10 protein-coding genes and 2 riboswitches are annotated in these 12,392 nt (G+C 68.1%); of the genes, 5 read left to right on the plus strand and 5 right to left on the minus strand.

What is annotated here, in order from left to right; translation table 11 throughout:
• Positions 1 to 32 precede the first annotated feature (32 nt).
• The gene (locus ABE522_RS01050; protein WP_346589959.1) at positions 33 to 860 is read right to left on the minus strand and encodes an NYN domain-containing protein; all 828 of its coding nucleotides are present in this window, start codon (positions 858 to 860) and stop codon (positions 33 to 35) included.
• 103 nt (positions 861 to 963) lie between these two features.
• Here ABE522_RS01050 and ABE522_RS01055 point away from each other — a divergent pair, with 103 nt between their 5' ends.
• Positions 964 to 2,247: an NAD(P)/FAD-dependent oxidoreductase gene (locus ABE522_RS01055; protein ID WP_346589961.1), complete on the plus strand. Its 1,284-nt coding sequence runs from the start codon at positions 964 to 966 to the stop codon at positions 2,245 to 2,247.
• A gap of 133 nt (positions 2,248 to 2,380) precedes the next feature.
• Here ABE522_RS01055 and ABE522_RS01060 read toward each other — a convergent pair whose 3' ends face one another.
• Positions 2,381 to 2,644 carry a GIY-YIG nuclease family protein gene (locus tag ABE522_RS01060; protein WP_346589963.1) on the minus strand — a complete coding sequence of 88 codons (264 nt, stop codon included), beginning with the start codon at positions 2,642 to 2,644 and terminating at the stop codon, positions 2,381 to 2,383.
• A 40-nt stretch (positions 2,645 to 2,684) separates the two neighbouring features.
• Positions 2,685 to 2,775: riboswitch (glycine riboswitch) on the plus strand.
• A 12-nt stretch (positions 2,776 to 2,787) separates the two neighbouring features.
• A riboswitch (glycine riboswitch) is annotated at positions 2,788 to 2,881 on the plus strand.
• Between the two features lie 81 nt (positions 2,882 to 2,962).
• Between ABE522_RS01060 and ABE522_RS01065 the strand changes: the two genes are divergently transcribed.
• The 4 genes from ABE522_RS01065 to ABE522_RS01080 all read left to right on the plus strand — a co-directional run bounded on the left by ABE522_RS01065 (position 2,963) and on the right by ABE522_RS01080 (position 11,136).
• Positions 2,963 to 3,580 carry a trimeric intracellular cation channel family protein gene (locus ABE522_RS01065; protein ID WP_042614497.1) on the plus strand — a complete coding sequence of 206 codons (618 nt, stop codon included), beginning with the start codon at positions 2,963 to 2,965 and terminating at the stop codon, positions 3,578 to 3,580.
• Positions 3,581 to 3,797: 217 nt separating this feature from the next.
• The gene (locus ABE522_RS01070; protein WP_346589965.1) at positions 3,798 to 4,964 is read left to right on the plus strand and encodes an MdtA/MuxA family multidrug efflux RND transporter periplasmic adaptor subunit; all 1,167 of its coding nucleotides are present in this window, start codon (positions 3,798 to 3,800) and stop codon (positions 4,962 to 4,964) included.
• Complete coding sequence (locus tag ABE522_RS01075) at positions 4,961 to 8,077, plus strand: multidrug efflux RND transporter permease subunit (RefSeq protein WP_346589966.1); 3,117 nt, start codon at positions 4,961 to 4,963, stop codon at positions 8,075 to 8,077. The genes ABE522_RS01070 and ABE522_RS01075 overlap by 4 nt, the downstream gene beginning before the upstream one ends.
• Entirely contained in the window at positions 8,074 to 11,136 is a 3,063-nt protein-coding gene (locus tag ABE522_RS01080) for an efflux RND transporter permease subunit (protein ID WP_346589968.1), read from the plus strand. The genes ABE522_RS01075 and ABE522_RS01080 overlap by 4 nt, the downstream gene beginning before the upstream one ends.
• An 11-nt stretch (positions 11,137 to 11,147) precedes the next feature.
• On the opposite strand, the gene ABE522_RS01085 is transcribed toward ABE522_RS01080, so the two are convergent.
• From ABE522_RS01085 to ABE522_RS01095, 3 genes are read right to left on the minus strand one after another with little or no spacing between them, the layout of a single operon-like run.
• Entirely contained in the window at positions 11,148 to 11,489 is a 342-nt protein-coding gene (locus tag ABE522_RS01085) for a DUF6984 family protein (RefSeq protein WP_346589970.1), read from the minus strand.
• Entirely contained in the window at positions 11,486 to 12,001 is a 516-nt protein-coding gene (locus ABE522_RS01090; RefSeq protein ID WP_346589971.1) for a type II toxin-antitoxin system YhaV family toxin, read from the minus strand. The genes ABE522_RS01085 and ABE522_RS01090 overlap by 4 nt, the downstream gene beginning before the upstream one ends.
• Positions 11,998 to 12,327 carry a type II toxin-antitoxin system PrlF family antitoxin gene (locus tag ABE522_RS01095; protein ID WP_346589973.1) on the minus strand — a complete coding sequence of 110 codons (330 nt, stop codon included), beginning with the start codon at positions 12,325 to 12,327 and terminating at the stop codon, positions 11,998 to 12,000. The genes ABE522_RS01090 and ABE522_RS01095 overlap by 4 nt, the downstream gene beginning before the upstream one ends.
• Positions 12,328 to 12,392 lie beyond the last annotated feature (65 nt).

A 12,392-nucleotide genomic window follows, 5' to 3' on the forward strand; every position in this document is an offset into this window, starting at 1 on the left:
CGGCATGGCGCGGGACCGCTACGATACGCCGGTCAGCCGAGTTCGGTGTTGCTGGTCTTGGCGGCCCTTTTGGCGGCTGGCCTGGCGGCCGGTTTCTTCGCCAGCGCGCGCACGAAGGACGACTTTCCCTCCTTCTTCATCTCGAACAGGCCGATGGCGGCCAGCAGATCGCTGAGCTTTCCGTAGCCGTAATTGCGTGGATCAAACGAGGCCTGGTTGCCGATCTGGCTGCCCACCGGCCCCAGGTGCGACCAGCCATCCTCGCCTTCGGCCGATGCCACCGCGCGGCGCAGCAGGTTGACCAGCTTGGTGTCGCTGCGCATTTCCGCGCCGGTCTTGCGTGGCCGTGCTTCACTGCCTGTGTCGCCCGTCTCGCCGGCGACGGCGCCTTCCGGATGCGCGTCCGGGGCGCTGGCATGGGCCTGCCCCAACGCTTCCAGGTAGGTGAACTTCGAACACGCGTTGACGAACGGATCCGGCGTCTTCTTCTCGCCGAAGCCATACACCTTGACCCCGTCGGTGAGCAGGCGCATCACCAGCGGAGTGAAGTCGGCATCGCTGGACACGATGGCGAATCCATCCAGGTTGCGCGCGTACAGCAGGTCCATCGCATCGATCACCATCGCCATGTCCGACGCGTTCTTGCCGCGGCTGTAGGCGAACTGCTGGATCGGACGGATCGCGTACTCGTGCAGTACCGCTTCCCAGCCCTTGAGGCTGGGACTTTTCCAGTTGCCGTAGGCGCGACGGACGTTGGCCACGCCGTGCCGGGCCACCTCGGCCAGCACCTCTTCGATCTTCGATGCGGGCGCGTTGTCGGCGTCGATCAACAGGGCAATGCGCTTTTCCGGCTCGGACATACCTGCTCCAGGCTGACGAGGGTGTGCGGACAGTATGTTCCACACCGGCAGCGATACGTGTGACATGCGATCATCCGGATGCCCCCCTACTGGAGCCACGCGAATGACGCGCGAGCGCACCCCCCACCTGGTCATCGTCGGCGGTGGTTTCGCCGGCCTCTGGGCGACCCGCGCCCTGGCCAGCGAGCGCATCCGTATCACCCTGGTCGATCGCCGCAACCACCATCTGTTCCAGCCGCTGCTTTACCAGGTGGCCACCGCCGGCCTGTCCGCCCCGGACATCGCCGCGCCGCTGCGGCATATCCTCGGCCAGCAACGCAATGTGGAAGTGCGCCTGGGCGAAGTCAGCCGCATCGACAAGCAGGCACGCAGCGTGCGGCTGGTGGATGGCACCTCGCTGGAGTACGACACCCTGCTGCTGGCCAGCGGCGCCACCCACGCCTATTTCGGCCACGACGAATGGGCCAGGGATGCGCCCGGCCTGAAAACGCTGGATGACGCCATTGCCTTGCGCCGCAAGCTGCTGCTGGCGTTCGAGCGCGCCGAGGCCGAGCCGGACCCGGAAAAGAAGGCCGCGTGGCTGAGTTTCGCGGTCGTCGGCGGGGGACCCACCGGCGTGGAACTGGCCGGCACCCTGGCCGAGATCGCCCGCCACACGCTCCGCAACGAGTTCCGCCACATCGACCCGGCATCGGCCAAGGTGCGGCTGGTGGAAGCCGGGCCGCGGGTGCTGTCCACCTTCCCCGACGTGCTTTCGCTGAAGGCGCGCCGGCAGCTGGAAAAGCTGGGCGTGGAAGTACTGACCGGCGCGCCGGTGACCTCCATCGACAGCCTGGGCTTCCAGCTGGGCGAGCAGTTCGTTGCGGCGCGCACCGTGGTCTGGGCCGCCGGCGTGGCTGCTTCGCCGCTTGGCGCCACGCTGGACGTCCCGCTCGACCGCGCCGGACGCGTGCTGGTACAGCCCGACCTGACCCTGCCCGGCCACCCGGAGCTGTTCGTGGCCGGCGATCTTGCCGCCCTGACCCAAGCCGATGGCCGGCCGGTGCCCGGCGTGGCGCCAGCCGCCAAGCAGATGGGCAAGCACGTGGCCGACACCATCCGCGCACGCCTGCACGGCAAACCCGCGCCAGGGCCGTTCACCTACGCCGACTACGGCAACCTTGCCACCATCGGGCGCATGGCCGCCATCGTGCACCTGGGCAAGCTGCAGCTGTCCGGCGTGCTCGCCTGGTGGTTCTGGCTGGCCGCCCACGTGTTCTTCCTGATCGGCTTCCGCAACCGCGTGGTGGTGCTGCTGAACTGGGCGGTGGCGTACTGGAGCTACCAGCGCAGCGCGCGGATCATCTTCGGCGACGTGAAACCGCCGAAGGAACCACCGCGCGAGTGACCGGCACACCCGCTGCGCTCGCCGACCATGGGTCGGCGCTATCGGGGTGACCGCTGCGCTCGCCGACCGTGGGTCGGCGCTACCGGGGTTGCCGTGGTAGCGCCGAGCCATGCTCGGCGGACGGAAGGCGGTGTTACAGCGCTTGGCTCAACCACGCCAGCTTGCGCGCACGCGGCTGCTTTTTCAGCTGCCACTCCGCACGCGAGGCCTGCGCGCGGTCCGGGTACTGGCGCACCGCAAGGACCTGCACGGGCGGGCGCGAACGGGTATAGCGCGCGCCCTTGCCTGCCTGGTGGGCGGCAAAGCGCGCCTGCACATCGGTGCTGATGCCCGCGTAATAGCTGCCGTCCCGGCATTCGAGCAGGTACAGGAACCAGGGCGTGTCGGGGCGGGCCATGCCGCGATTATCTCCCAACCACCGCCAGCGGCTACACTACGTGCCGGATGCAGGAGAGTGGTGCCACGCTGGCACCCGCCGAAGGCGCAGGCTCCCATGATCGCTCAGGCCGGTGGAATGGCATTCCACCAACCATGTATCCCAATCGCCGAGCTGGAGAGAGATCCGCAAGGATCCGCCGAAGGGGCACGCGGGCTCGTCCGCTGAACTCTCAGGCAAAAGGACAGCGGGAGCGGCACCGGTCACCTTCGTTCGTTGATGCGCCTGCATCGGTGGTGCGTATCGCGTGGCCGGCCCCACCGCATCCGGAGCCTGCCCATGTTGCTGTCCATCATCTACCTGATCGCCATTTCCGCCGAAGCCATGACCGGTGCGCTGTCCGCCGGCCGCCGCCGCATGGACCTGTTCGGCGTGGTGATGATCGCCTGCGTCACCGCCCTCGGCGGTGGATCGCTGCGCGACATCATCCTGGGCCACTATCCGCTGGCCTGGGTGAAGCATCCCGAATACCTCGGCTTCACCGTGTGCGCCGCGCTGATCGCCACCTGGGTGGCGCGCTGGATGCACCACTTCCGTCGTACTTTCCTGGTGCTGGACGGGCTGGGCCTGATCGCTTTTACCCTGATCGGCTGCGCGATCGCCCGCGATGGCGGCCATGCCACGCCGATCGTGCTGATCGCGGGCATGCTGACCGGCGCCTTCGGTGGGGTGCTGCGCGACATCCTGTGCAACGAAGTGCCGCTGATTTTCCAGAAGGAGCTGTACGCGATCATTTCGCTGCTGACCGGCGCGTCCTACCTGTCGCTTCTGCACTGGAACGTGGCCGACAACACCGCCATCCTGTGCTGCCTGGCCGGCGGCTTCGCACTGCGCCTGCTGGCGATCCACTATCGCTGGGAAATGCCGAAGTTTGTGTACCACGACGAAGTTCACTAAGACAGGTAGTGACGGCCAGCGGCCGTCACTACCATGACCAAGGTCATGCGGAAACCTGCCGCGCAATTGGCTACCATGGCGGCCCGTCGCGCGAGCGGCGGCATCCAGCCACGCTGCTTCTGCGGCCCCGCCAGACAACCCTCCCCACGTTGCCAGGCCTGCAGTGATGATCCTGGCGCAGCACGTCCCTGCGCCATCGCAGGGTGCAGGATGACCCATGCCGCTTGACCTACCGTCGCGCCCCCGCCGTAACCGCACGCTGCTGCTGGCAGCTTCCGTCGTCGTGCTTGCGGTGCTGCTGGCATGGTGGGCATGGCCGCGCGCCGACGTAGTGGCAGACGATGCGGGCGGCCGCAAGCCGACCCCGGTACGCATCGCCCGCGCCAGCGCAGAACCGCTGCAGCTGCGGCTGAAGGCGATCGGCACGGTGACCCCGCTGCACAGCGTGGTGGTGCGCAGCCGCGTGGATGGCGAACTGCTGAAACTGCATTTCAACGAAGGCCAGCACGTGAATGCCGGCGACCTGCTGGCGCAGATCGATCCGCGGCCGTACGAGGTCCGACTGGCCCAGGCCCAAGGCACCCAGCAGCAGAACCTGGCCGAACTGGAAAACGCCGAACGCCAGCTGCGGCGCTTCGGCGAACTGCAGGCACAGAACTATGTTTCCGGGCAGGAGCTGAGCGACCAGCAGAGCAAGGTGCGCCAGCTGCAGGGCCGTCGCATGAGCGACCAGGCCACCGTGGATGAGGCGAAGCTGCAGCTGCAGTACACCCGCATCACCGCGCCGGTCAGTGGCCGCGTCGGCCTGCGCCGCGTGGATGTCGGCAACCTGATCCGCAGCAGCGATGCCGAGGGCCTGGTGACGCTGGCGCAGACCGCGCCGATCAGCGTGCTGTTCACCGTGCCCGAACCGGAACTGCCGGCCCTGCTGGACGCCGTGCGCGGCCAGCCCGCCTTGGCGGTGCAGGCCTGGGACCGCGAAGAACGCGCCGAACTGGGCCGTGGGGAACTCTCCAGCGTGGACAACGTGATCGACACCGCCACCGGCACGTTGAAGCTGCGGGCACGGTTCGCCAATGCCGACGACGCGCTGTTTCCCAACCAGTTCGTCAACATCCGCCTGCAGCTGGGTGCGCAGGATGCGGTGGTGATCCCCGATGCCGCGGTGCAGTTCGGCAGCAAGGGCAACTACGTGCACGTCATCGACAAGGACGACAAGGCGCAGCGCCGCGACGTGGTGCTGGGCCCGGCCGACGGCACGCGCGTGTCCGTGCGCAGCGGCCTGAAGGCCGGCGAGAAGGTGGTAGTGGAAGGCATCGACGGACTGGAAGACGGCAGCGCCGTGCGCATCATCAGCGAGGACGCTGCGCAGGCCGGCGCATGAACCTGTCGCGCGCCTTCATCCTGCGTCCGGTAGCGACCACGCTGCTGATGGTGGCGCTGTTGCTGGCCGGCGTGCTGGCTTACCGGCTGCTGCCGGTAGCGGCCCTGCCGCAGGTCGACTACCCGATCATCCAGGTCACCACGCTGTATCCCGGTGCCAGCCCGGAGCTGACCACGCGCATGGTCACCGCACCGCTGGAAAAGCAGCTGGGACAGATCCCCGGGCTGAAGCAGATGTCCTCCACCAGCTCCGGCGGCGCGTCGGTGGTGACCTTGCAGTTCGACCTGGCGGTATCGCTCGGCGTCGCCGAACAGGACGTGCAGGCGGCGATCAACGCGGCCGGCGGGTTCCTGCCCGATGACCTGCCGGTGCCGCCGGTGTACCGCAAGGTCAATCCGGCTGACACCCCGATCCTGACCCTGGCGGTGACCTCGCAGGGCATGGCCCTGCCGCAGGTGCACGACCTGGTGGACACCCGCGTGGCGCAGCGGCTGGCGCAGCTGCCCGGCGTCGGCCTGGTCAGCCTGGCCGGTGGCCAGCGCCCCGCCGTGCGCATCCAGGTCAACCCGGCCGCGCTGGCCGCCAACGGGCTGGGCATGGACCACATCCGCACCGCCATCGCCGCGGCCAACGTCAACCTGCCCAAGGGCAGCTTCGATGGCCCGATCCGCGCGGTGATGCTGGATGCCAACGACCAGATGCGCAGCGTGGACGAGTACCGCGCGCTGGTGCTGAGCTGGCGCGAAGGCGCGCCGCTGCGGCTGGGCGACGTGGCCAACATCACCGACGGCGCCGAAAACCGGCAGCTGGCGGCCTGGTCCGGCACCACCCCGGCAGTGCTGGTGAACATCCAGCGCCAGCCTGGCGCCAACGTCATCGCGCTGGTGGAACGGGTACGCCTGCTGCTGCCGCAGCTGCAGGCATCGATGCCGGCCGGAGTGAAGCTGGAGGTGCTGAGCGACCGCACCGAATCCATCCGTGCCTCGGTGCGTGGCGTGCAGAAGGAACTGGTGCTGGCGATCGGGCTGGTGGTGCTGGTGACCTTCGTGTTCCTGCGCAGCGTATCGGCCACGTTGATCCCCAGCATCGCGGTGCCGCTGTCACTGGTGGGCACCTTCGCGGTGATGCTGCTGGCCGGCTTCTCGCTCAACAACCTCACGCTGATGGCGCTGACCATTGCCACCGGCTTCGTGGTGGACGATGCCATCGTGATGCTGGAGAACATCGCGCGGCACCTGGAGGAAGGCGAGACCCCGATGAACGCCGCGCTGAAGGGCGCGCAGGAAATCGGATTCACGCTGATCTCGCTGACCGTTTCGCTGATCGCGGTGCTGATCCCACTGTTGTTCATGGCCGACCTGGTCGGCGCGCTGTTCCACGAATTCGCAATCACGCTGGCGGTGGCGATCGGCATCTCGCTGCTGGTCTCGCTGACGCTGACCCCGATGCTTTGCGCGCGCTTCCTGCGGCCCGGCGCGCACAAGCACGAGGGTGCCGGCGGGAAGAAGGGCGACATCTTCGACCGCATCATCGCCCTCTACGACCGCCAGCTGCAGTGGGTGCTGCAGCGCCAGCCGTTGATGCTGGTCGCCACCGTGGCCACCCTGCTGCTCACCGTGGCGCTGTACCTGGCCGTGCCGAAGGGGTTCTTCCCGGTGCAGGATGCCGGCCTGGTGCAGGGCATCAGCGAAGCGCCGCAGGCCATTTCCTTCCAGACCATGCGCCAGCGCCAGCTGGCCCTGGCAACGGCGATCGAACAGGACCCGGCGGTGGCCAGCCTGTCCTCGTACATCGGCGTGGACGGCAACAACGCCGCGCTCAACACCGGCCGGCTGCTGATCGAACTCAAGCCGCATGGCGAACGTGGCGGCGGCGCCGGTGACATCGCCAGCGTGATGGCGCGCCTGCAACAGCGCGTAGCCGACATTCCCGGCATCACCCTGTACCTGCAACCGGTGCAGGAGCTGGGCATCGAAGACCGCATCAGCCGCAGCCAGTACCAGTTCACCCTGACCAGCCCGGAGCTGGACACGCTGCAGCAGTGGACGCCGACGCTGCTGCAGGAACTGCGTGCTTCGCCGGCCCTGCGCGACGTGGCCAGCGACCTGCAGATGCAGGGCCGGCAGGCGCGCGTGGTGATCGACCGCGATGCGGCAGCTCGCCTGGGCGTGTCGGTGGAAGCAGTGGCCGATGCGCTGTACGACGCCTACGGACAGCGCCAGATCTCCACCATCTTCACCCAGGCCAGCCAGTATCGCGTGGTGCTGGAAGCCGACCCGGCCCAGCAACCCGGGCCGGAGGCGATCGCCGGACTGCGCGTGCGCAACGCGCAGGAGCAGACCGTGCCACTGGGTGCGGTGGCACGCATCGAACAAGGCCCTGCCCCGCTGCTGCGCAACCATGTCGGGCAGTTCCCGGCCGCCACGCTGTCGTTCAACCTGGCCCCCGGCGCCTCGCTGGGCGAGGCAGTGGCCGCGGTGGAAGCGGCGCGCACCACGATCCAGCTGCCCGCCAGCATCGAGCTGCGCCTGCAGGGTGCGGCGGCGGCATTCAACGGCTCGCTGTCCAGCACGCTGTGGCTGATCCTGGCTGCGGTGGTGGTGATGTACATCGTGTTGGGCGTGCTCTATGAGAGCTTCATCCACCCGATCACCATCCTGTCCACCCTGCCCTCGGCGACGGTGGGCGCGCTGGCCGCGCTGTGGCTCAGCGGACGCAACCTGGACCTGATCGCGGTGATCGGCATCATCCTGCTGATCGGCCTGGTCAAGAAGAACGCGATCATGATGATCGACTTCGCGCTGGACGCGCAGCGGACACGCGGCATGGCCCCGCGCGAAGCCATCCACCAAGCCGCGCTGCTGCGTTTCCGGCCGATCCTGATGACCACCCTGGCCGCCCTGTTCGGCGCGGTGCCGCTGATGCTGGCCACCGGCTCCGGTGCGGAACTGCGCCAGCCGCTGGGCTGGGTGATGGTCGGCGGGCTGCTGGTCAGCCAGGTGCTCACGCTGTTCACCACGCCGGTGATCTACCTGGCGTTCGATCGCCTGCAGCGACGCCGTCCGGCCGCCCGCGTGGACGCCACCACCGCAGGCGACGAGGCCGACGCATGAACCTGGCCGCGCGCATCGCCCAGGCCTGCGTACAGCGGCCGGTGGCGACCCTGCTGCTGGCCGTGGCGCTGGTGCTGGCCGGCTTGCTGGCGCTGCGCCTGCTGCCGGTGGCGCCATTGCCGCAGGTGGATTACCCCGCCATCGAAGTCAGTGCCAGCCTGCCCGGTGCCTCGCCGGAGTCGATGGCCTCCACGGTAGCCACGCCGCTGGAGCGTGCGCTCGGCAGCATCCCCGGCATCACCAGCCTGGAGTCATCCAGCTCGCAGGGACAGACCGGGATCGAACTGGAGTTCGTGCTCGGCCGCAACATCGACGAAGCCGCGCGCGAAGTACAGGCGGCCATCAACGCCGCGCGCGGGCAGCTGCCCAGCGGCATGCCGGGCATGCCCGAATACCGCAAGGTCAATCCCTCGCAGGCCCCGATCCTCGCGCTGGCACTGACCTCGGACGTGCTCTCGCCCGGCCAGCTGTATGACATCGGTTCCACCGTGCTGGCGCAGAAGCTGTCGCAGGTACCGGGCGTGGGCCGAGTCCACGTGGGCGGCAGTGCGTTGCCGGCGGTGCGCGTATCGCTGGATCCCAACGCACTGAACCACGCCGGGCTGGCGCTGGATGACGTGGCCCAGGCCATCGCGCGCGCCAATGCGATGCGTCCGCTGGGTGCGCTCGGCAACGACGCGCGGCAATGGCAGCTGGAAGCACCGCTGCAGCTGCGCGAGGCCGCGCAGTACCGCGACCTCGCGCTGGCCATCAAGGATGGCCGTCCGCTGCGGCTGGGCGATGTCGCGCAGGTCGCCGACGGCGTGGAGGACCGCTATTCCAGCGGCTTCCACAACGAACTCCCGGCCGTGCTGCTGATCGTCAGCCGCCAGCCCGGCGCCAACATCATCGCCACCGTGGATGCCATCCAGCAGCAGCTGCCGCAGCTGCATGCGCTGCTGCCGGCCCACGTGGACATGCAGCTGGTGATGGACCGCTCGCCGGTGATCCGCGCCACCCTGCACGAAGCCGAACTGACCCTGCTGCTGGCGATCATGCTGGTGGTGCTGGTGGTGCTTGGCTTCCTCGGCCATTGGCGTGCGGCGCTGGTGCCCAGCGTGGCGATTCCGGTGGTGCTGTTCGGCACGCTGGCGTTGATCGCGCTGCTCGGCTTCTCGCTCAACACGCTTTCGCTGATGGCCCTGATCGTCGCCGCCGTGCTGGTGGTGGACGATGCGATCGTGGTGCTGGAAAACATCGCCCGCCATCGCGAGCTGGGCGCGGACCGCTGGCAGGCCGCGATCCGCGGCGCGGGCGAAGTCGGTGCGACATTGGTCTCGATGAATCTTGCGCTGGCGGTGGTGTTCGTCTCGATCCTGTTCATGGATGACTTCGTCGAACGCCTGTTCCGCGAGTTCTCGCTGACCCTGGTGGCGGCGATGGCGGTATCGGTGGTGGTGGCGCTGAGCCTGGTGCCGATGCTGTGCGCCCGCTTGTTCACCGATGCCGAACACGCGCCATCACGCTGGCAGCGCGCCAGCAATGCGCTGTTCGAGCGCGTGCGCGACGGCTACCTGCGCACGCTGGACCGGGGCCTGCTGCGCCTGCGCTGGCCGCTGCTGGCCTTCGTCGCGGTCATCGCGATCAACGCCTGGCTGTTCCAGAAAGTGCCCAAGGGCATGGTGCCGCAGCAGGACACCGCGCAGCTGCGCGGCTTCGCGCGCGGTGACGACGGCCTCTCGTTCCAGGCCATGCAGCCCAAGATCAGTGCCTACCGCCAGTTGCTGCTGGACGATCCGGCGATCGAGGACATCATCGGGTACATCGGCGGCGGCATGGGGGTCAACAACGCCTTCATCATGATCAAGATGAAGCCGCTGGCCGAGCGCAAGGTCTCCAGCCAGCAGGTCATCGACCGGCTGCGCGCGAACCTGCCGCCGCTGCCGGGCGGCAACCTGTACCTATGGGTCGACCAGGACATCCGCCTGGAAGGGTCCGGCGACAGCGGCAACCAGGAGCTGCAGCTGATGGCGGCCGACCTTGCCCCGCTGCGCGAGTGGGCACCCAAGGTCAGTGCCGCGCTGAAGGCGTTGCCGGAGCTGGTGGACGTGGAAGCGCAGGGCGAAGCCGGCATGCGCCAGGTGGTGCTGGACATCGACCGCGAAGCCGCCGCGCGGCATGGCGTTGACCTGCGCACGATCGCCACCGTCCTCAACAATTCCTTCAGCCAGCGCCAGGTCGCCACGCTGTACGACAACCTCAACCAGTACCGGGTGGTGATGGAGCTGGACCCGCGCCATACCCAGGACCCGACCACCCTGCAGCAGCTGCAGGTGCTGGATGGCGAAGGCCGGCGCATTCCGCTGTCCAGCATCGCCAGCTGGCGCTATGGCATGGCCTCGGACCGCGTGTCACACAGCCAGCAGTTCGCCTCGATCTGGATCGAGTTCGCACTGGCACCGGGCGTAGGGCTGGAGCAGGCGGTGACCGCCATCAACGGCGCGATGACTGCCCTGATGCTGCCGCGTACGGTGCAGGCCAAACTGTCCGGCGAAGCGGCCGGGCTGGAGCAGATGCGCGCACGCCAGCTGTGGCTGCTGCTCGGCGCCACGCTGGCGGTGTACCTGGTGCTGGGCGTGCTGTACGAAAGCTTCGTGCAGCCGCTGGTGATCCTGTCCACGCTGCCTTCGGCCGGCGTCGGCGCACTGCTGGCGCTGCTGCTGTTCAACAACGAACTGAACCTGATCTCGCTGCTGGGGCTGTTCCTGCTGGTGGGCGTGGTGATGAAGAACACCATCCTGCTGGTTGATTTCGCGCTGGCCGGGGAGCGGCGCGGGCTGAGTGCGCACGATGCGGTGCTGGAAGCCGCGCGCCTGCGCCTGCGGCCGATCCTGATGACCTCCGTCGCCGCGTTGCTGGGCACCCTGCCGTTGATGCTGGGCGGTGGCGAAGGTTGGGAACTGCGGCGCCCGCTGGGCATCGCGATCGTCGGCGGGCTGCTGGTCAGCCAGCTGCTGACCCTGTACACCACGCCGGCGATGTACCTGGCGCTGGCCAGGCTGCGCAAGGTTCCGGCCTGACCCGAACGGGCCTACACCGCGTACGTCGCCTCATCCCACTTCGGCGCCCGCACCGCCTCGTCGTCCCAGCGGATGATCTCCAGCTGCAGCAACCGGCCGTCTTCATCGGCGGACAGGATGATGCTCAGCGCCTCGCCATCGGTGTCGGGCACCTCGATTTCCACCGGATAGGGATGATCGCCGGCCGGCGTTGGGCGCGCATGGCCGGCCAGCACGAAGCCCACCAGCAACGTGCTTTCATCCACCGCCATCGCCACGCCCACATCCGCGCGCAGCTGCGCTGCAGGTTCGGCAGGCAACACAGCGGCGACGGCCTCGATCAACAGGCGTTCGTGCGCATGCAGCGGCCTCATCGCGGGGCCTCATGCAGGGTAAGCGGACGCGTTATCTGCCCAAACCGCTCCGCTGCCGCACGGGCCTCTGCCAGCAGGGCGGGCCATCCGTCAGGTGGATGCCCGCTTTCCAGCATGCGACGGAACACCCGGTAAGCGTCGTCACGGCTGTCATATGCGCGCTTGCTGTCTTCATCATTGACCCAGACCAGCACGATGATCCTGCTGGCTGCGTGGTAGCGGAAGAACAGCCGGTATTGCTGGAAGAACTTCGCCCGGAACCAGTGTTTGTGATCGTCGCCCAGCGTAGTGCCCTGGCGATACTCCGCGCGCGTCGGGTCCTGCGGGATGATGTCGAAAGCCAGCCGGACGATCGCCGCCAGCCGCTTGCTCGCGTTCTTCTTCAGGTAGCCGGCCGGATCCCTGGCCTTCGAAGCTTCGACCTGCAGGGTCAGTGCATCGAGCTGCGCCAGGAACAACGGATGGGCGAAGATCGTCCAGCCATGCACGGTCAACGGCGAGGACACCGTCATTCATCGTCCGCTGCAAGGGCGGCATCCAGGTCGATCTCGGCATCGCCCACCAAGTGCTGCAATCGCTGCGCAAGCCCCGCATCGAGCGCCTGCAGCTGCTCCGGATGCTCGGCGATGTCCTGCGCCAGCAAGGCCAGGAAGGGCAGCAGCGCGGGATCATCGGTCACGTGATCGGCCGCCCGGGTGAGCACTACTTCGCCGTCCGCGCGGATCGAGTAATGGATGCGGTCCCGCTTGCCGAGGCGCAGCGCGCGCCGCACGGTTTCCGGCACGGTGGTCTGGTAGCGGTCGGTCAGGGTGGATTCGACATCCAAGGGAGCAGCCATGGCAAGTCACCATACGGGGTCCCGGCATGGTAATGCGATTGCATTACCATGGCAACACGAACCTG

This window comes from Stenotrophomonas lacuserhaii (genome assembly GCF_039674585.1).
Taxonomy (GTDB): Bacteria; Pseudomonadota; Gammaproteobacteria; order Xanthomonadales; family Xanthomonadaceae; genus Stenotrophomonas; species Stenotrophomonas pennii_A.

Excerpts from the sequence above, each read along its gene's own strand:
- ABE522_RS01050 (WP_346589959.1), bottom strand. The coding sequence starts at position 860 with ATGTCCGAGCCGGAAAAGCGCATTGCCCTGTTGATCGACGCCGACAAC.
- ABE522_RS01055 (WP_346589961.1), top strand. The coding sequence starts at position 964 with ATGACGCGCGAGCGCACCCCCCACCTGGTCATCGTCGGCGGTGGTTTC.
- ABE522_RS01060 (WP_346589963.1), bottom strand. The coding sequence starts at position 2,644 with ATGGCCCGCCCCGACACGCCCTGGTTCCTGTACCTGCTCGAATGCCGG.
- ABE522_RS01065 (WP_042614497.1), top strand. The coding sequence starts at position 2,963 with ATGTTGCTGTCCATCATCTACCTGATCGCCATTTCCGCCGAAGCCATG.
- ABE522_RS01070 (WP_346589965.1), top strand. The coding sequence starts at position 3,798 with ATGCCGCTTGACCTACCGTCGCGCCCCCGCCGTAACCGCACGCTGCTG.
- ABE522_RS01075 (WP_346589966.1), top strand. The coding sequence starts at position 4,961 with ATGAACCTGTCGCGCGCCTTCATCCTGCGTCCGGTAGCGACCACGCTG.
- ABE522_RS01080 (WP_346589968.1), top strand. The coding sequence starts at position 8,074 with ATGAACCTGGCCGCGCGCATCGCCCAGGCCTGCGTACAGCGGCCGGTG.
- ABE522_RS01085 (WP_346589970.1), bottom strand. The coding sequence starts at position 11,489 with ATGAGGCCGCTGCATGCGCACGAACGCCTGTTGATCGAGGCCGTCGCC.
- ABE522_RS01090 (WP_346589971.1), bottom strand. The coding sequence starts at position 12,001 with ATGACGGTGTCCTCGCCGTTGACCGTGCATGGCTGGACGATCTTCGCC.
- ABE522_RS01095 (WP_346589973.1), bottom strand. The coding sequence starts at position 12,327 with ATGGCTGCTCCCTTGGATGTCGAATCCACCCTGACCGACCGCTACCAG.